General features: G+C 55.6%; 13 protein-coding genes. 8 read left to right on the forward strand and 5 right to left on the reverse strand.

The window, feature by feature from the left end; translation table 11 throughout:
• The first annotated feature begins 96 nt into the window (after positions 1-96).
• The 4 genes from CUC55_RS20530 (at position 97) to CUC55_RS20545 (ending at position 7,985) form a co-directional block, all read left to right on the forward strand.
• A complete protein-coding gene (locus CUC55_RS20530; RefSeq protein ID WP_170063930.1) occupies positions 97-1,506 on the forward strand; it encodes a circularly permuted type 2 ATP-grasp protein in 1,410 nt (469 codons plus the stop codon).
• Positions 1,507-1,509: 3 nt separating this feature from the next.
• A complete protein-coding gene (locus tag CUC55_RS20535) occupies positions 1,510-2,451 on the forward strand; it encodes an alpha-E domain-containing protein (RefSeq protein WP_067644731.1) in 942 nt (313 codons plus the stop codon).
• Between the two features lie 27 nt (positions 2,452-2,478).
• Complete coding sequence (locus CUC55_RS20540; protein WP_067644728.1) at positions 2,479-3,300, forward strand: transglutaminase family protein; 822 nt, start codon at positions 2,479-2,481, stop codon at positions 3,298-3,300.
• Between the two features lie 845 nt (positions 3,301-4,145).
• Positions 4,146-7,985: a beta strand repeat-containing protein gene (locus tag CUC55_RS20545; RefSeq protein WP_067644725.1), complete on the forward strand. Its 3,840-nt coding sequence runs from the start codon at positions 4,146-4,148 to the stop codon at positions 7,983-7,985.
• 478 nt (positions 7,986-8,463) lie between these two features.
• Here the strand turns inward: CUC55_RS20545 and araD1 are convergent, their stop codons facing one another.
• From araD1 to chvE, 4 genes are all read right to left on the reverse strand, one after another.
• Positions 8,464-9,459: an AraD1 family protein gene (araD1, locus tag CUC55_RS20550; RefSeq protein ID WP_103088991.1), complete on the reverse strand. Its 996-nt coding sequence runs from the start codon at positions 9,457-9,459 to the stop codon at positions 8,464-8,466.
• A 99-nt stretch (positions 9,460-9,558) separates the two neighbouring features.
• Positions 9,559-10,755: a multiple monosaccharide ABC transporter permease gene (gene mmsB / locus CUC55_RS20555; RefSeq protein WP_103088992.1), complete on the reverse strand. Its 1,197-nt coding sequence runs from the start codon at positions 10,753-10,755 to the stop codon at positions 9,559-9,561.
• On the reverse strand, positions 10,755-12,290 hold the full coding sequence (gguA, locus tag CUC55_RS20560) for a sugar ABC transporter ATP-binding protein GguA (protein ID WP_103088993.1): 1,536 nt from the start codon (positions 12,288-12,290) through the stop codon (positions 10,755-10,757). The genes mmsB and gguA overlap by 1 nt, the downstream gene beginning before the upstream one ends.
• An 88-nt stretch (positions 12,291-12,378) precedes the next feature.
• A complete protein-coding gene (chvE, locus tag CUC55_RS20565; protein WP_067644714.1) occupies positions 12,379-13,443 on the reverse strand; it encodes a sugar ABC transporter substrate-binding protein ChvE in 1,065 nt (354 codons plus the stop codon).
• 263 nt (positions 13,444-13,706) lie between these two features.
• On the opposite strand from chvE, the gene CUC55_RS20570 reads away from it, so the two are divergent.
• Entirely contained in the window at positions 13,707-14,699 is a 993-nt protein-coding gene (locus CUC55_RS20570) for a LysR family transcriptional regulator (protein WP_067644712.1), read from the forward strand.
• A gap of 76 nt (positions 14,700-14,775) precedes the next feature.
• Positions 14,776-15,225, forward strand: coding sequence for a hypothetical protein (locus CUC55_RS20575; RefSeq protein ID WP_067644709.1), 450 nt, complete (start codon positions 14,776-14,778; stop codon positions 15,223-15,225).
• 259 nt (positions 15,226-15,484) lie between these two features.
• On the opposite strand, the gene CUC55_RS20585 is transcribed toward CUC55_RS20575, so the two are convergent.
• The gene (locus CUC55_RS20585) at positions 15,485-16,705 is read right to left on the reverse strand and encodes an ROK family transcriptional regulator (RefSeq protein WP_103088995.1); all 1,221 of its coding nucleotides are present in this window, start codon (positions 16,703-16,705) and stop codon (positions 15,485-15,487) included.
• Positions 16,706-16,931: 226 nt separating this feature from the next.
• Here CUC55_RS20585 and xylF point away from each other — a divergent pair, with 226 nt between their 5' ends.
• Together xylF and CUC55_RS20595 are read left to right on the forward strand one after the other, a co-directional pair.
• Positions 16,932-17,972 (forward strand): D-xylose ABC transporter substrate-binding protein, encoded by a 1,041-nt coding sequence (gene xylF / locus CUC55_RS20590; protein ID WP_067644701.1) that lies wholly within the window; start codon positions 16,932-16,934, stop codon positions 17,970-17,972.
• A gap of 136 nt (positions 17,973-18,108) precedes the next feature.
• Positions 18,109-19,422 carry a sugar ABC transporter permease gene (locus tag CUC55_RS20595; protein WP_103088996.1) on the forward strand — a complete coding sequence of 438 codons (1,314 nt, stop codon included), beginning with the start codon at positions 18,109-18,111 and terminating at the stop codon, positions 19,420-19,422.
• Positions 19,423-19,425 lie beyond the last annotated feature (3 nt).

A 19,425-nucleotide genomic window follows, 5' to 3' on the forward strand; every position in this document is an offset into this window, starting at 1 on the left:
AGCTGCAGGTGGCNAAAAATCTCGGTCTAGACAGCGCATGGTTCTTGCATTGCTGTCGTCGTTGTATTCAAATGGGCNAAAATGGGGAACATAAAGTTGGCATTTGACGAAATGATTGATGCGGACTCCACTCCGCGNAGCCCATATAAAACGTATAATGACTGGTACAGCCGCCAGGACAGATCGCATCTGATCCAGAAGTCCCGGGACGCTGAAAACATCTTTCGAAAAACCGGCATAACCTTTGCCGTATACGGTCACGCCGACAGTGCCGAAAAGCTGATCCCCTTCGACATCATTCCTCGCATCATCTCTGCCAAAGAGTGGCGCAAACTGGCGCTAGGGATCGAGCAACGGGTTCTTGCGCTGAACGCCTTTTTGGATGACATCTACCACAAGCAGGAAATCATTCGGGCCGGACGCATTCCCCGTGAACTGATCGAGCGCAACGAAGCGTTTCTGCCTGAGATGATCGGCTTCAAACCACCGGGTGGCGTTTACACGCACATTGTCGGCACAGACATCGTTCGCACGGGTGAAGACCAGTTCTACGTACTCGAGGACAATGCCCGCACACCGTCCGGTGTCAGCTACATGCTGGNAAATCGCGAAACGATGATGCAGATGTTTCCTGAGCTGTTTCATGNAAACAAAGTACGGCGGGTCGAAGACTACCCGTATCAGCTGCGTCAATCACTCTCATCACTCGCTCCTCCGGGCTGCAAGGGCAAGCCGCGCGTTGCGGTTCTCACCCCAGGCATTCACAACTCAGCCTATTACGAGCACTCTTTCCTCGCCGATATGATGGGCGTCGAACTGGTGGAAGGCTCCGACCTGCGTGTCATGGACGGCAAGGTGAAGATGCGCACGACGCGCGGATACGAGGCCATCGACGTGCTCTATCGCCGCGTGGATGACGATTTTCTCGACCCCCTCACCTTCCGCCCGGATTCGGCACTGGGCGTCCCCGGTATCATGGATGTCTACCGCGCTGGCAACATCACCATCGCCAACGCGCCGGGCACCGGCATATCCGATGACAAGGCGATCTATTCCTACATGCCTGAAATCGTAGAGTTTTATACGGGCCGCAAGCCGCTACTTGAGAACGTGCCAACATGGCGCTGCTCCGAGCCTGACAGCTTAAAATACGTTCTGGACAATCTGGCAGATCTCGTTGTCAAGGAAGTTCACGGCTCTGGCGGCTACGGAATGCTGGTCGGGCCAACGGCATCCAAGAAAGAGCGGGCGCTGTTTGCAGATAAGCTTCGCTCCCGCCCTTCCAACTACATCGCTCAGCCCACGCTTTCACTTTCCACAGTGCCTATCATGGTGAAAAACGGGATCGCGCCGCGCCACGTCGACCTTCGTCCCTATGTTCTGGTTTCGGACAAGGTGAAGATCATCCCCGGCGGGCTGACACGCGTTGCGCTCAAGCAGGGATCACTCGTCGTGAATTCCAGCCAGGGCGGCGGCACCAAGGATACGTGGGTACTGGAGGACTAAGCCATGCTGGGAAGAACGGCGAACGGACTCTATTGGATGTTCCGCTACATCGAGCGCGCGGAAAATATCGCAAGGCTGGTTGATGCGGGTATGCGTGTCTCATTGACCAGAAGTGGCGGTGGCGACGAGGACTGGGACGGCGTGCTGCAAAGCGCAGGCGCCCACGAGGAATTTCTTGAGCACCATGAAAAGGTAACCTCGGCGGATGCCATCGACTATATGCTTCGAGATAAATCCAACCCATCCAGCGTCATGTCCTGTATTGAATACGGCAGGAACAATGCCCGCATGGTGCGAACCGCGTTGACGCGCGAAACCTGGGAAGCAACCAACGAGTTCTGGATCGAATTGAAAAACCTGCTTGGCCGCAAGGTCAAGGCTGCGGAACTGCCGCAGATCATTGATGTCATCAAACATCGCGCCGGCCTCGTACGCGGCGCGTTTCATGGCTCGATGTTACGCAACGATCTCTATAACTTCTCGCGCATCGGTACCTTCATCGAGCGCGCTGACAACACGGCACGGATTCTGGATGTGAAATACTACGTGTTGCTGCCAGCGGCGGCGCAGGTGGGGTCGTCCCTGGACAATGCGCAGTGGGAATCCATACTGCGCTCCGTCTCAGCGCATCGTTCCTATGGTTGGGTCTATGATGCAGAGTATAAACCTGCCAATATTGCCGACTTTCTTATCTTGAATGGAAGAATGCCGCGTTCTCTTGCCTATTGCTACGAAAAGATCGTCAGCAACCTCGGACACCTTTCCGAGGACTACGGCGAGAGGCACAAGGCTCACGATACGGCGGACGCAATCAAGGCGACGTTGCAGAAAACAACGATAAACCGCGTAATGGACCAGGGCCTGCACGAGTTCCTAGAGCTTTTCGTCAACAGGAACGCGCAGTTGGGACAGGAAATTACCGATGGCTACCGCTTCTATCAATGACGAGCGGGCGGAATACGGGGACATGGCATGCGTTTAAAGATCAATCATACGACCGAATATCTCTATGACGAGCCGGTCCCCTACTCGCTGCAACGTCTGCGGCTGACGCCTGCGAGCGGACCGACACAAACGGTGAAGGAATGGGACGTCACAGTTGATGGGGCAAAGCTGGAAGTGCGATATGACGACCACTTTGGCAACCGCGTTGAACTGGTGGAAACAGAAGGTCCTCGCAGCGCGGTAAAAGTCGTTGCGCGTGGTGAAGTTGAAACGATCGACAAGGCCGGCGTGTTCGGCCCCCATATTGGCAACGCGCCATTGTGGCTTTTCATGCGTGAAACCCCGCTGACCAAGTCGGGTAAACTCATTCGGGAACTCACACGACAATCGACGGGTGACACGCCGTTGGAGCGTCTGCACGAGTTGATGGCACTCATCCACCTCGAAGTGGAATACGAAACCGGATCGACCGGCACGGAAACCACCGCCGAAGAGGCGCTGGAGTCCGGGAAAGGCGTTTGCCAGGACCACACCCACATTTTCATCTCCGCTGCCCGGAATATGGGGCTACCGGCACGCTATGTTTCCGGATACCTGATGATGGAAGACGTAGCAGAGCAGATCGCCACCCATGCATGGGCAGAAGCACATGTTCCGGGCCTCGGCTGGGTAGGTTTTGATGCCGCCAACAAGCTCTGCCCTGACGAACGCTACGTTCGCATCGCCAGTGGCCTCAGCTACCGTGATTGCGCTCCGGTTTCCGGCATGCGAGTGGGGCTCTCAGGGGAAAGCCTGACTGTATCGGTCACAGTGCAACAATCTCAAAGCCAAGATCAATCGCAGAGCTGACATTAGGCTTAGAAGTGGGCTCCGTCATCGGCACCCGACATCGGCCTCGCCGTATGTTAGGAAGCGCTCATTTATGAGCGCCTCTTTTTATTGTCGAGGCGCATGGATTTATTATTTAAAATTCCCTCTACGTGCCATTATTCTTAAAATATACTGAATTCAAAACTCGGAACACGATAAAAACGGCCCGGTCACCCTTGAAAACCACAACCAGAAATAATTTTTATTTGACACCTCGGCCCTTAAACGCTCAAGACCCNAAAAAAGTCACCATCTAAGCGATAAGGCCAAATTTCTATTTCATACCCAACTNAAAGATCGCAATACTATTCATATACAGGTCTATTGATTTGGTATCCGTTCAGAATGACGCAAACTCTATCGCCTTTTAAGAATATTCTGCGATTTTAGACTCGAAGTTAACTTCACCAAGACATAAGTCTGGTCGACTCGTTAACTAATANTTTACACATTTCGAATGATAGTGGCGTCGGTCATATGAGGTGTTCGTGAACGCACTANTTTTGGTGCGAGCAGGTATGTCGAAAGTCCTGCTTNAAAAGCGGCACTCCAATGTCCGATGGCGTAGGGATCAGAACACGATCAGAGTTCTGTACGCATGATGCCCTTCCGATGCGCCGGCTCACACGAGCCATGTTCTGCTTAATATTGCTATTGTCCCGAACGGACACTTACTCGATCGACGCTCGTGTCGACCGATTGAGACACTGTGCCAATTCGCGCAAAAGCGCATCCGGGGTATCGGATGCGGCCCTGTGGCTGCGCGGCGCGAAAACGGCTTGGTGTGTGGCGCTTTGGCCAGTTATCAACGGGGGCACGTGTCCATGACTTCAATTATCGCTTCACTTTCTATCAAGCAGATTTCCTCTCTAACAACCACGACCATCGCAAGCTTGAAATCCGATGACGTCGCAGCTTTGACCAGCAAGCAGGTCGCCGCTCTGTCATCGGCACAGATCGGAGCTTTCAGCACCGATACGATTTCCTCATTCACAAGCTCTTCGATCTCCGCCATTTCTGCAAAAGCAATCGTTGGTCTGACCGTCGATCAGCTTGGCGCCATCGGTTCGGAACAGGTTTCCGTCCTTTCTACTGGCCAGATCGTTTCCATGTACTCCAGCCAGTTGGGCGCGCTCTCTTCCGAGAACATCGCTGCCCTCACAGGTACGCAGGTTGCAGTTTTGACAGCTGCCCAGATATCGACCCTCGATGCAGATGAGCTCAACAGCTTCACAACCGGTGAAATCGCAGCTCTCAACGTCAAGGCATTGTCTGGCCTGACAACAACGGCCCTCGCTGGCCTCAGCACTGACAACCTCATTGCCCTCACAAGCACGCAGATCGCAACACTGTCGACTGCTCAGATCGCTGCTGTCACATCTGAACAGCTCGGCGCACTGACGACAACTCAGCTCGGCGCGCTAACAGCAAAGCAGATCGCAGCTGTAACAACTGACGCACTCTCCGGTCTCCAGTCCACACAGGTTGGCTCGCTCAACGTCAAGCAGCTTGCTGCTATGACCACCACACAGCTTCAGTCCTTCAATTCCGATAACATCGCCGCTCTCACAGACACGCAGGTTGCTGCACTCAGCTCTGCTCAGGTCGCGACACTGGATGCAGATGAACTCAACAGCTTCTCCACCAGTGAAATTGCATCGCTGAACGTCAAGGCACTCGCTGGCCTGTCAACAACGGCACTGGCCGGCCTCAGCACCGACAACCTGATTGCCCTCACAAGCACACAGATCGCAACGCTGTCGACCGCACAGATCGCTTCCGTCACATCGGAACAGCTCGGCGCGCTCACATCAGCGCAGATCGGCGCTCTGACAGTAAAACAGATCGCGGCTGTAACAACAGACGCACTTTCCGGCCTCCAGTCCACTCAGGTTGGCTCGCTGAATGCCAAGCAGCTTGCTGCTATGACCACCACACAGCTTCAGTCCTTCAATTCCGACAACATTGCAGCCCTGACAGACACACAGGTTGCTGCACTGAGCTCTGCTCAGGTTGCGACACTGGATGCAGATGAACTCAACAGCTTCACAACTGGCGAAATCGCATCGCTCAATGTCAAGGCACTCGCTGGCCTGACAACCACAGCACTGGCTGGCCTCAGCACCGACAACCTCGTTGCTTTCACAAGCACGCAGGTTGCAACGCTGTCGACTGCCCAGATCGCTTCCGTCACATCTGAGCAGCTCGGCGCGCTCACATCAGCTCAGATCGGTGCCCTCACAGCAAAGCAGATTGTCGCTGTGACAACCGACGCTCTTGCTGGCCTCCAGTCTACTCAGGTTGGCTCGCTGAATGCCAAGCAGCTCGCGGCTCTCACCACCACGCAGCTCCAGGCCTTCAATTCCGATAACATCGCCGCTCTCACAGATACGCAAGTCGCTGCACTCAGCTCTGCTCAGGTTGCGACACTGGATGCAGATGAACTCAACAGCTTCTCCACCAGTGAAATTGCATCGCTGAACGTCAAGGCACTCGCTGGCCTGACGACAACGGCACTGGCCGGCCTTAGCACCGACAACCTCGTTGCCTTCACAAGCACACAGGTTGCGACGCTGTCGACTGCCCAGATCGCTTCCGTCACATCGGAACAGCTTGGCGCACTCACATCCGCTCAGATCGGCGCGCTCACAGCAAAGCAGATTGTCGCTGTGACAACCGACGCTCTTGCTGGCTTGCAGTCTGCTCAGGTTGGTTCACTCAGCGCCACGCAGCTCGTTGCTCTTACATCGTCCCAGCTACAGGCCTTTAACTCCGACAACATTGCAGCCCTCAGCAATGCTCAGGTTGCAGCGCTGAGCTCTGCACAGGTCGCGACGCTTGATGCAGATGAACTCAACAGCTTCACAACTGGCGAAATCGCATCGCTCAACGTCAAGGCGCTCGCTGGCCTGACAACCACGGCACTGGCTGGCCTCAGCACGGATAATCTCGTAGCCCTGAGCACGACCCAGATTGCGACGTTGTCGACAAATCAGATCGCATCCGTCACGTCGGAACAGCTTGGTTCACTGACGACTGACCTGATCGCCGCGCTGACTGCCAAACAGGTTGCGGCCCTTACCACGGACATGCTGGCTGGACTTCAGAGCGCGCAGGTCGCTGCACTCAGCAACAATCAGCTGAAGGCACTGACAACTGCACAGTTGGCAGCATTCAGCTCCGACAATGTGGCAGCTCTGACCAGCACACAGGTTGGCACTTTGAGCTCGGCGCAGATCGCCACGCTCGATGCGGATGAACTGAACAGCTTCACCACCGATGAAATTGCGGCGCTGAACGTTGTTGCTCTCTCAGGCCTTACCACATCTGCTCTTGCAGGTTTGAGCACCGATAATGTTATAGCACTTACCAGCGGACAGATTGCAAAGCTGGGTACTGCCCAGGTTGCTTCGATGACATCCGAGCAGGTTGGCGTGCTGACCAGCAGCCAAATTGGTGGACTGTCCGCACTACAGGTCAAGGCGCTGACAACCGACGCTATCTCCGGTTTGCAGAGCTCGCAGGTTTCTGGACTGTCCTCCGTTCAGCTGACTGCGCTCACAGCATCACAGCTTCAGGCCTTCAATTCCGACAACATCGCGGCTTTGACCAGCACGCAGGTCGCTACACTGAGCTCCGCTCAGGTCGCTACACTGGATGCGGACGAACTCAATAGCTTCACCACCGATGAAATTGCGGCGCTGAACGTAAAGGCACTCGCTGGCCTGACGACAACGGCACTGGCCACCCTCAGCACTGACAACCTCGTTGCCTTCACAAGCACGCAGGTCGCAGCGCTGACGACTGCCCAGATCGCATCGGTCACATCGGAGCAGCTGGGCGCACTGACAACAGGTCAGGTCGCTGCATTGACGGCCGCTCAAATCGGAGCGCTGACGACCGACATGTTGGCCGGCCTTCAGAGCACACAGGTCGCTGCTCTCAGCAACAACCAGCTGAAGGCGCTGACAACCACACAGTTGGCAGCGTTCAGCTCCGACAATGTGGCAGCTCTGACCAGCACACAGGTTGGCGCTTTGAGCTCGGCACAGGTTGCCACGCTCGATGCGGATGAACTGAACAGCTTCACCACCGATGAAATTGCTGCTCTGAACGTTGTTGCTCTCTCAGGCCTCACCACATCTGCTCTTGCAGGGCTGAGCACTGACAACGTTATTGCACTGACCAGCGGACAGATTGCCAAGCTCGGCACTGCCCAGGTTGCTTCCATGACATCCGAGCAGGTTGGCGTGCTGACCAGCAGCCAAATTGGTGGACTGTCCACACTACAGGTCAAGGCGCTGACAACGGACGCTATCTCCGGCTTGCAGAGCACGCAGGTTGCAACCCTCAGCGCGGCGCAGGTTTCTGCACTCAGCGCTGGTCAGTTGGCAACCTTCAACTCCGACAACATTGCAGCCCTGACAGACGCCCAGGTTGCAGTGCTGACATCCGCTCAGGTGGCAACACTCGACGGTGATGAACTGAACAGCTTCACGTCCAGCGAAATCGCTGCACTGACCGTCACGTCGCTCACCGGCCTGACAACAGATGCGATTTCCGGCCTTACAAGCACCTCGCTGCAGAGCCTGACCTCCACTCAGGTTCAGTCTCTCAACAATGATCAGGTCAACGCGATCATTGCAGCCTACCAGAACGCATAACGTAACTAGTGCTAACTAAAAATCGAACGGCGCGACCCAGGTCGCGCCGTTTTCTTTTGTGGGAGGTAATACCTCGTCGTTCCTCCAAGCTTCGTAACTCCCGATGCCACCCATGGCNTTTGGACGGTGATCGGCATGAAATCTCATTCATCAACGTCTGCTCGTTATCGGTACGCTGGTTCCCCTCGTTCACTCCCGTCCTGCGGCGCGTTTCTTTGGAACTGGAAGCGCCTTTGGCATAGTTCGTTATTGTGGATTCCTATTTGTCACACGCGATGCATAAGCTGCTTCACGCTCCGTCCTTTCGTGCTCGCGATATCTAAAACCGGATATATGAAATGACAGGGAAAAGGCGTGCTGCTCATGTCTGCGATGCCGTGATCACAATCCATTAGAAACACCCGGCGCACCTGATTAATCTCNAAAAAAAAGCCCCGAACCGTGAGGTTCAGGGCTTCTCGAAAATCGGCCTATGATCTTAAAGCTGGTGGATGGTAACCGGCTCTTCCATCTCGACCCTCAGCGCATTGCGCAGTGGCAAGCCAAACCCGGCCGCTTCGATTTCAAACACGTCGCCTGCTTCCGGCTTCACGCCATCGGCAAAGGACAGCGTCGCGGTGCCGAACATATGCACATGCACTTCGCCAGGTGCCCGGAACAGACCGTATTTGAAATGGTGGTATTCGAGGTTGGCAAAAGTGTGAGACATGTTGTCTTCACCAGACAGGAATGGCNTTTCGNAAATCACCTTGCCATCGCGCAAGATGCGCGACGTGCCGCGAATATCCGATGGCGGTGCGCCGACACGAATTTCCGGACCGAAACTGGCCGGGCGAAGCTTGGAATGCGCGAGATAGAGATAATTGATCCGCTCGGTCACGTGATCGGAAAACTCGTTGGAAACGGCAAAGCCGATACGGAACGTGTCACCCTTGTCGGAAATGACATAGATTCCCGCCATTTCAGGCTCTTCGCCACCATCCAGCGCNAAAGAGGGAGAGACGAGCGCAGCGCCCGGAGCGGTCGCAACATTGCCATTGCCCTTATAGAACCACTCGGGCTGGACACCCTTTTCGCCAGACTTCGGCTTGCCGTTCTCAAGGCCCATCTTGAACATCTTCATCGAGTCCGTGAGCGTCTCGTCAGATGATTCGTTCGCTTTCTTGTGCATGCTGTCACGCGTGGCGGCTGAACCAAGATGGGTCAGGCCGGTGCCCGTCAAATGCAGATGCGCGGGATCGGGATGCGTGATCGGCGGCAGGAAACGACCTTCGGCGTAAGCCTCTTCGAGATCGATGATCTCACCGTAGCCGTGCGCGGCGATCACATCCGCCAGCGATTTTCCGTCGTTGGCAGCTTCCATCGCCAACGCATAAACAGAACCTGCGTTGTTGACGGCACGCGCTTGCCCACCCTCTTCACGAACGGCGACGATGATATTTCCGCTCGCATCCTTGATCTGAGAAATCAGCACGGTAGTTCCTTTCAAAGACGTTATGACGCCTGCATCTCATGGAAGTGGCCGGAAACCGGCCACTCATGTCGTTCAATCTCTGGTACGCCGATCTTTCGATCAACCCTTGTTCTTGTTGTAAACGTCGAAGAACACGGCAGCCAGAAGCACCAGGCCCTTGACCATCTGCTGGAAGTCGATGCCGAGGCCGACAATCGACATACCATTGTTCATGACGCCCATGATGAAGGCACCGATGACCGCACCAGTGATCTTGCCAACGCCGCCGGAGGCCGAAGCACCGCCGATGAAGCAGGCCGCGATCACGTCCAGTTCGAAGCCCGCACCCGCCTTTGGCGTTGCCGAGTTCAGACGCGTTGCGATGATCATGCCAGCGAGACCGGCCAGAACACCCATGTTCACGAAGGTCAGGAAGCTGAGGCGCTCGGTGTTGATACCGGAAAGCTTCGTTGCCNTTTCATTGCCGCCCATAGCGTAGATGCGGCGACCGATTGTCGTGCGGCGCGTGACGAAGCTGTAAACAGCGATCAGTACCAACATGACGATCAGCACGTTCGGCAGGCCACGATACGTCGACAGCTGGTAGCCAAGGAACAGAATGGCCGCTGCGATCAGTACGTTTTGAACGAGGAAGAAACCAAATGGCTCGACATCGATACCGTGGCGAACATTGACCTGGCGACGGCGCAAAGCGAGCACGAACAGAGCAAGAGTGATCGCAAGCGTCAGCGCCATGGAGGTGACATTGATGCCTTCGATCCCACCGATATCGGGCAGGAAGCCTGTGCTGACGACCTGAAAATCGACCGGGAACGGACCGATATTCTTGCCACCCAGCACGAACAGCGTCAGTCCGCGGAATACGAGCATGCCAGCCAGCGTCACGATGAACGACGGAATGCGGTGATAGGCAATCCAGTAACCCTGCGCTGCGCCGATAAGCCCGCCGACACCAAGGCAGATCAAGGCTGCCAGAAGCGGGTTCATGCCCCATTGCACCGTCAAGATGGCCGCGATTGCGCCGACGAAGGCAACGATCGAGCCGACAGAGAGGTCGATATGTCCTGCGACGATAACCAGCAGCATGCCCAGTGACATGATGACGATGAACGAGTTCTGCAGGATCAGGTTTGTCAGGTTAACCGGACGGAACAGAATACCGCCGGTGTAAAACTGGAAGNAAACCATGATGGCGACGAGCGCGATCAGCATGCCGTATTCGCGGATATTGGACCGGATATACGAGCCGACTGAAATGACGTTGCTTTCTTCGGTGGATGTGTTGGCCGAACTCATCAGTTCTTCTCCCCTGAGCGCATGATAGCGCGCATGATACTTTCCTGGCTCGCCTCTCCCTTCGGCAATTCCGCGACAATGCGTCCTTCGTTCATAACGTAGATGCGGTCACAATTGCCGAGCAGTTCAGGCATTTCCGATGAGATCATCAGAACACCTTTTCCTTCGGCAGCGAGCTNGTTGATAATAGTGTAGATTTCATATTTCGCGCCAACGTCGATGCCGCGCGTCGGCTCGTCCAGAATCAGAACGTCAGGATTGGAGAACAACCATTTCGACAGCACGACCTTTTGCTGGTTGCCACCGGAAAGATTGACCGTTTCCTGGAAAATACCGGATGACCGGATACGCAGACGCTTGCGGAAATCGTTTGCGACCGACATTTCCTTGTGGTCGTCGATGACGCTTGCGGACGACACACCTGCCAGATTGGCAAGCGTGGTGTTGTGCAAAATATTATCGTTGAGCACGAGACCGAGATGCTTGCGGTCTTCGGTGACGTAAGCCAGACCGGCATCGATGGCTTTGCGAACGGTGCTGACATCCACCGGCTTGCCGTGGATCAGAACATCGCCCGTGATCTTGTGACCATAGGACTTGCCAAACACGCTCATGGCGAACTCGGTGCGACCTGCACCCATCAGACCCGCGATACCGACGACCTCGCCCTTGCGGACGTTGACGTTGATGTCGTGAAGCACTTTGCGATCACGGTGCTGCTGGTGGTAGGCGTTCCAGTTCTTCACTTCCAGAATGGTTTCGCCGATCGGCACGTCACGCGGCGGATAACGGTCGTCGAGATCGCGGCCCACCATGTTTCTGATGATGACGTCCTCGCTGATCTCTTCCTTGTGACAGTCGAGCGTCTTCACCGTCATGCCGTCACGCAGAACCGTGATCTGGTCCGCAACCTTGCGCACTTCATTCAGCTTGTGCGTGATGATGATGGAGGTCAGACCCTGTTTGCGGAACTCGATCAGCAGATTGAGAAGCGCTTCAGAATCGCTTTCGTTCAACGACGCCGTCGGCTCATCGAGGATGAGAAGCTTCACGCTCTTCGACAAAGCCTTGGCGATTTCCACCAGCTGCTGCTTGCCCACGCCGATGTCGGTGATCAACGTTTCTGGCGATTCCTTCAATCCAACTTTCTTCAAGAGCTCGCGCGTACGATTGAACGTCTGCTGCCAGCTGATGACGCCGTTGGTGGCGATCTCGTTTCCGAGGNAAATGTTTTCGGCGATCGACAGAAGCGGAACCAGCGCCAGCTCCTGGTGGATGATGATGACGCCGACTTCCTCGCTATCATTGATAGCTTTGAAATTGCGCAGCTCACCTTCATAATGAATTTCGCCGTCATAGGTGCCAGCGGGGTAAACACCCGAAAGGACCTTCATAAGGGTCGACTTTCCGGCGCCATTTTCGCCAACGAGTGCGTGTATTTCACCTTGGCGAACCTTGAGGTTCACATTCTCCAGCGCTTTCACGCCCGGGAACGTCTTGGTGATGTTCCGCATTTCGAGGATGGTATTGTCCATGTCAAAATCCAGCGCCGTACAGTCCGGCGTTCTTATGTGGAGAAGCGGGGATGGACAAGAAGCCCATCCCCGCCACGGTCATATAATCTTACTTGAGCTGGTCTTCTTTGTAGTAACCGCCGTCAACGAGAACCTGCTTGTAGTTCTCCTTGGTAACAGCAACTGGCTTCAGCAGGTAGGAAGGAACGACCTTGACGCCATTTTCATAGGTCTTGGTGTCGTTGACTTCAGGCTCTTTGCCCTGCATCGCAGCGTTGACCATGCCAACAGTAACCTTCGCAAGTTCGCGAGTGTCCTTGAAGATCGTGGAATACTGTTCGCCAGCAATGATCGACTTGACGGAAGGAACTTCAGCGTCCTGACCGGAAACGACCGGCAGTGGCTGGTCCTTCGAGCCATAACCTACGCCCTTGAGCGAGGAAATGATCCCGATGGAGATGCCATCGTAAGGAGACAGAACAGCGTCAACCTTTGCGTCTGTGTAGAAAGCAGACAGCAGGTTGTCCATGCGAGCCTGCGCAGTTGCAGGATCCCAACGCAGCGTGCCAACCTTGTCCATGCCCATCTGGCCGGACTTTACGACCAGCTTGCCGCTGTCGATGTAAGGCTTGAGAACAGACATTGCGCCATCATAGAAGAAGAAGGCGTTGTTGTCGTCTGGGGAACCGCCGAACAGTTCGATGTTGAATGGACCCTTGCCGTCCTTCAGACCAAGCTTGTCAGCAATGGACGTTGCCTGCAGAACGCCAACCTGGAAGTTGTCGAACGTTGCATAGTAGCTGACGTCGCCGCTGTTGCGGATCAGGCGGTCATAAGCGATGACCTTGATGCCCTGCTCGCCAGCCTGCTTTAGAACGTCCGACAGCGTGGTGCCGTCGATGGACGCGATAACCAGGACCTTGACGCCCTTGGTGACCATGTTCTCGATCTGTGAAAGCTGATTCGGGATATCGTCGTCAGCATACTGAAGATCGGTGGTGTAACCGGCTTCCTGAAGCTGCTTGACGATATTGTTACCATCATCGATCCAGCGTGCGGAGGACTTCGTTGGCATAGCAATGCCCACAGCGCCCTTGTCCTGCGCCCAGACAGGCGAAGCAAATGCTGCAGCGCCGATGGCACAGGCTGCAAACAACGAAATGACTGATTTCATAAAACTCTCTCCCTTGAAACCCNTTTAGGCATCGTACTCCACGATGCCCCGATAAATTCACGCCCGAGCGTAGGAGTGTAACTTACTCGAACGGACTGCAAACACAATCCGATCTTTCACCTCTCCTCCTCGATACCGGCGCAAACTGTTCTGAATCCATATAACTGTCAAATACAATATAAGACTTTTCCTATATCATTTTTGATATATTAAATCGATATAAATCCCTAAACCATTTTTTAATCCGGTAAGGACGGTGCTTTATGGAACGAAATGGAACGAATAGTTTCGAATTTTTATCGTTGACCGAAGACAACCCACTGTTGCGTGCCGGGCTGAAAATGTCGCATTTGCGTATGCTTGTGACCATTGAAGAACACGGCCAGGTAAGCGCTGCGGCAGCTGCGCTCAACATGACCCAACCTGCCGCATCACGTATGTTGTCTGAAATGGAGGCCATTGTTAAGAGCCCCTTATGCCAGCGCGCATCCCGTGGTGTAGTGCTGACGCAGTTCGGTGAGGCGCTTGCAAAACGTGCNAAAAAAATTCTTCTCGAGTTGCGGGAAGCCAGCCGAGAACTGGCGCAAATGAAATCCGGCAGCGGCGGATCGGTGTTTATCGGCTCCGTTACCGCGCCAGCGATCAGCCTGGTGGTGCCAGCACTTCGCAAGGCGATGGATACCTATCCGGGCATCGAGGTCAATGTGCAGGTTGAGACCAGCAACATTCTGGCCCGGGAACTGCTGGCCGCCCGACATGATTTCGTCATCGGTCGCATACCCGACGATATCGATCCCGCCCTGTTCAACGCACATGAAATCGGCATAGAGCGCGCCTGTCTTCTGGTGAGGAAGGACCATCCGCTTTTGCAGGCCGCGCACGCACAACTGGAGGATTTGTCGCAATATGACTGGGTATTTCAGCCGCCCGGCGCGCTGCTGCGGCGAACAATGGAAGACGTCTTCCTGGCACAGGGCGTCGCTTTGCCACGCAACATCATCAACACGCCATCAATCGTTCTGACGCTGGCAATCGTGACGCAAACCAACGCGATAGCGCCCATCGCCTTGGAAATGGCGCAGTTCGTTTCGGGCCAGCATTCGCCGATGGGCGACATCCGAATTCTTCCCACGGAGTTCGAACTCAACGTCAAACCCTATAGCCTGATCGTCACAAAGGACCGCGCATTGCCGCCCAGCGCGCAACTGCTTTATGATCTTGTGCTGGAGGAAAGCCTCAATCTGACGTGGAATTAAAGCCGTGAACCGCTCTGGCGCGCAAGCCAGGCGCCACGCTCATGTGATCGACTACCCCATCAACAGGNAAATTTAGATGCTGTTCGGACAGTCCGTTTTTCAGTCGGTTGTGGAACGTCTCGAGCGCGAGGTGGAAGATACTCCGCCTACAGAAGAGCCCGCCTCTGCCTTCGGCATCAACAGTTTCAGCGCAAGCATCGTCTTCGACACGACAACCCAAGACCCCTCATCTGCGAATCTCCCGCTGGATTTCTATCTCGATTTTCTGGAGGAGCCGACACCTGCGCCCGCACCTGAGCCGGAACGTATGCCAGCCTATCTGGAAAGAACATCACTCTCCGACGTCTCGGACGAACTGGCAATCACTGAAAAAGATACTGCGGAAACGTTGGGGGAAAAGCGACGCAGCTTCGCCCGCGCGAATCATCCAGATGCGGTAAGGCCAGAATTTAGAGACAACGCCAACCGTCGTATGACGGCAGCAAACCTGTTGATCGATCAGGCGATACGGTTTCTCGATAGATGACTATGCGTCATCGTGTTGGACGGGAGCAGTCTCTTCGACTTTTTCCTGCGGAGGCTTGAAGGTGATCAGCAGGACATAGGCCGAGTAGACCGCGACACCACCCACGACGGTTGCCCNAAAAATCTCGTGATTGACGAATTCGATAATAGCCCAACCCGCACAAAAGCCGACGATCAACAGCCTGACCCAGAGAGGCCGGTAGATCGGATGGTTCGTATCGATGATCAGCATATCGTCTCCATGCACCGTGCCAGCAGCGCTAGACTATCTGTGGCGCTGCCATGCCAGACATGACGATATCTCCATCTAGGCGCGACAATGCAAGCCCCATATGGCCTTCGAAGACCAAAGTCTGCTCATCTTGCACGATTGTGATCTCCGGCAAGCCTCCAATCCGTATGGCGTTCGTCTGCATCATGCCATCGTGGATACTGGTCCTGAGGATGTCGNAAAAACGGGTGCCGGGTCCCGTTACGAAAACAGGCATATGGCCGTAGAGACTGNAAAGCCGTGATAGGCCGTTTCCAAGCGCCAGCCCCGCCTGCCGAAAGGCAAACGCCGCCATGCGATTGCCCGAACGGGCCGAAGCGGCGATCTTTTCCACTTCGACGATGGGGACGAACTTCGCAGGGATCGTGTTTGTGGGAACCTCAAAGGCTGTGCGCAATATGCCATAGAACCCGCAATATGCCTCGACACATCCNTTTGCGCCGCACCGGCAGAGCGCGCCATCCGGCATATGCAGCATGTGCCCGAAATTGGGTGCCACGACATCGGCGCGCTCCCCATCCCTTTCGCGGGCCACACCAAGACCGATACTATGGCCCAGGGAAAGGGCGGCCAATGCGCCGGTTCCGCCTGTTTGCGCACGCATGCGAACCCACAGCGCCTCGGCTGCCAGAAGAGTTTCGTTATAAAGGTAGATTTGCGCCCGAAAATGGGCCGATAATATCTCGCGAAAATTGACCTGCCGCTCGCCGAGAACAGGGGACCAGACCAGCGTGGCGCTGGCGGGATCAACCAACCCTTTGCTGCTGATGGAAATGTGCAGGACCGCGCTTGGGGCAATCTTCGAGCGGCTGACCAGACGCAGCAATCCATCCAGAATGGCTTGGGCAAAATCAGAGTCGTTTGCAGCCGACCTGCCCTCCCCAAAACGGTCCATCAGTGTACCGGTGAAGTCTACCAAGGAATATTGAACTGCATCAGACGATATGACGACCACAGCGACATAACCAAAGCGNCGATTCGGCTGAAACAGAACGCGGGGACGCCCCCTGCCCGACGATGCCTGCTGTTCGGTTCGCTCGATAAGATCGACCCGCTCCAACTCTGCAGTGATGGCAGACACGGTTGCCGAGGCAAGTCCAGTCAGTGCGGCCAGATCGGTATGCGAAATGTCACCATGGCGTCGCAATGCCGTGAGCACACGCAGACTGTTTTGTTGCCGCACCAGTTCGGTGCTCGCTATGGCCGACATGCTGTCCGGTTCCTCCGCCTGTTTCCACCGCCATAGACCGTGCAGGTACACGCCGCAACCGAAGCCGTAAAACCCACCGCTACCTGCTGTTGACAGCCTCAGGATTCTCTGACATTTAATTTCTCGACTGTCGAGNAAAATGCTTTTGGCGTAGCTCGACAGGTTTTCAGGCGATCGTACAGGCATGGAGGTGCCTTGGCGTTTCGTCGTTACCCGGGAGGACATCATGAATTCATTTGCCAAGTTGTTGGCGGGTACAGCCGTACTCGTTTCTCTGCACACGGTCGCCGTTGCCGCCGATCTCATCGTCGGTGTATCGTGGTCCAACTTTCAGGAAGAACGCTGGAAGACCGATGAGGCCGCCATCAAGGACGCGCTGCAAGCGTCTGGTGCCAAATACATTTCCGCAGATGCTCAGACATCCGCCGCAAAACAGCTGACCGATATTGAAAGCCTTATCGCGCAGGGCGCCAATGCACTGATCGTGCTTGCGCAGGACTCGAGCGCGATTGGCCCGGCCATCGAGAAGGCAAATGCCGAAGGCATTCCAGTCGTCGGTTACGACCGCCTGATCGAAAACCCCAGCACCTATTACATCACCTTCGACAACAAGGAAGTCGGCCGCTTGCAGGCCAAAGAAGTCTTCAAGATCAAGCCGACCGGTAATTACGTCTTCATCAAGGGCGGCTCGACAGACCCGAACGCGAACTTCGTCTTTTCCGGCCAGATGGAAGTGCTGAAGGACGCCATCGCGTCGGGCAAGATCAAGAATGTCGGCGAAGCCTATACCGATGGCTGGAAGCCGGAAATCGCCCAGAAGAACATGGAGCAATTCCTAACCGCCAACAACAACAAGGTCGATGCAGTCGTCTCGTCCAATGACGGCATGGCGGGCGGCGTTGTCGCGGCACTCGAAGCGCAAGGTCTTGCCGGCTCCGTACCGGTCTCCGGTCAGGATGGTGACAAGGCAGCACTGAACCGCGTCGCACTCGGCACCCAGACCGTTTCCGTGTGGAAAGACAGCCGTAAGCTGGGCAAGAAGGCGGGCGAAGTTGCCGTTGCGCTGGCCAAGGGTACGAAGATGGAAACGCTTGAAGGAACCGTCAAATTCAAGGGCGGCACCAATGGTATTGAAATGAGCTCATACTTTCTGGAGCCTCAGGCTATCACCAAGGACAATCTGAACGTTGTTCTGGACGCCAAATGGATCACCAAAAGCGAGCTTTGCCAGGGCGTTAAGGCCGGGACTGCCGCCGCTTGCAAATAAAGCCATAACGAGNCCCCCCGAAGTGAAGCCCAATCGCATTCATTTCAGGAGACCTCAACCGAAAGCGTCGCAGGGTTTACCCTGCGGCGTCAACGGGACGTGCAAGTCATGATGGATTTCAGGGAGTTTTAGAAATATGGCGGAACAAACCATTGCCGCACCGTCGCCCGGTGCACAGACAGAGCGGGGAAACCCGTTGCGCCGTTTCTTGAACGCGACGGAAATAGACACCCGGCTGCTGGGCATGGTGATTGCGCTATTCGCGATCTGGATCGGTTTTGAAATCCTGTCTGGCGGCCTATTCCTGACATCGCGCAACCTTTGGAATCTCTCGGTCCAGGCCGCATCCGTTTCCGTCATGGCAACCGGCATGGTGCTTGTTATCGTCACGCGCAACATCGACCTCTCTGTCGGGTCGATCCTCGGTTTCGTCGGCATGATCATGGCGGTCACGCAAACACGCTTTTTGCCCGGCTGGCTTGGCTATGATCACCCGATGTCGTGGATGGTGGCTTTGAGCATCGGCATTGCACTGGGTGCCGCAATCGGCGCATTTCAGGGTGCCATCATCGCCTTCATGAATGTGCCGTCCTTCATCGTCACGCTCGGTGGCCTGCTTGTCTGGCGCGGAGCGGCGTGGATGGTAACGAGCGGCGCAACGGTTGCACCCATGGATACTCGCTTCCGCCTGATGGGTGGCGGTGCCGATGGCTCCATAGGCGCGACGGCAAGCTGGGTCGTCGGCATCATCGCCTGCGTCCTGATCGNTTTATCCATCCTCAATTCGCGAAGGCAACGCAAACGGTTCGGCTTTCCCCTGAAGCCTGTTTGGGCCGAGTATTTTATGGGCCTGATCGGCTGTGGCCTTGTGCTTGGTTCGGTGAAGGTCCTGAACAGCTATTACATGCCCACCAATCTCGCACGCAGATATGCCGAGGCCAACAACATGGCATGGCCGGACGCGGGGCTCGAGATATCCCTTGGCATCGCCATACCGGTACTGATTGCCCTTGGCATCGCAATCGTCATGAACTTCATCACCAATCGCACCCGTTTCGGCCGGTACGTCTTCGCCATTGGCGGCAATCCGGAGGCTGCGGTGCTGGCCGGCATCAAGACACGCTGGGTCACGGTTAGAATTTTCGCGCTGATGGGCGCGCTCTGCGCGGTAGCGGCAGCCATCTCCACAGCGCGCCTCAATGCCGCAACCAATGCGCAGGGCACTCTGGACGAGCTGTACACAATCGCCGCAGCCGTCATCGGCGGCACCTCGCTCGCCGGTGGTGCCGGTACGATCGCCGGTGCCATTCTAGGTGCGGTCGTCATGCAATCGCTCAATTCCGGCATGGTGCTTCTGGGAATGGATACGCCGTTGCAGAGTATCGTCATCGGCATCGTGCTCGTCATGGCCGTATGGCTGGACACCGTTTATCGCGCCAGAGCCAAATAATAA

Source organism: Agrobacterium bohemicum, from assembly GCF_002896715.1.
Lineage (GTDB): Bacteria > Pseudomonadota > Alphaproteobacteria > Rhizobiales > Rhizobiaceae > Agrobacterium > Agrobacterium bohemicum.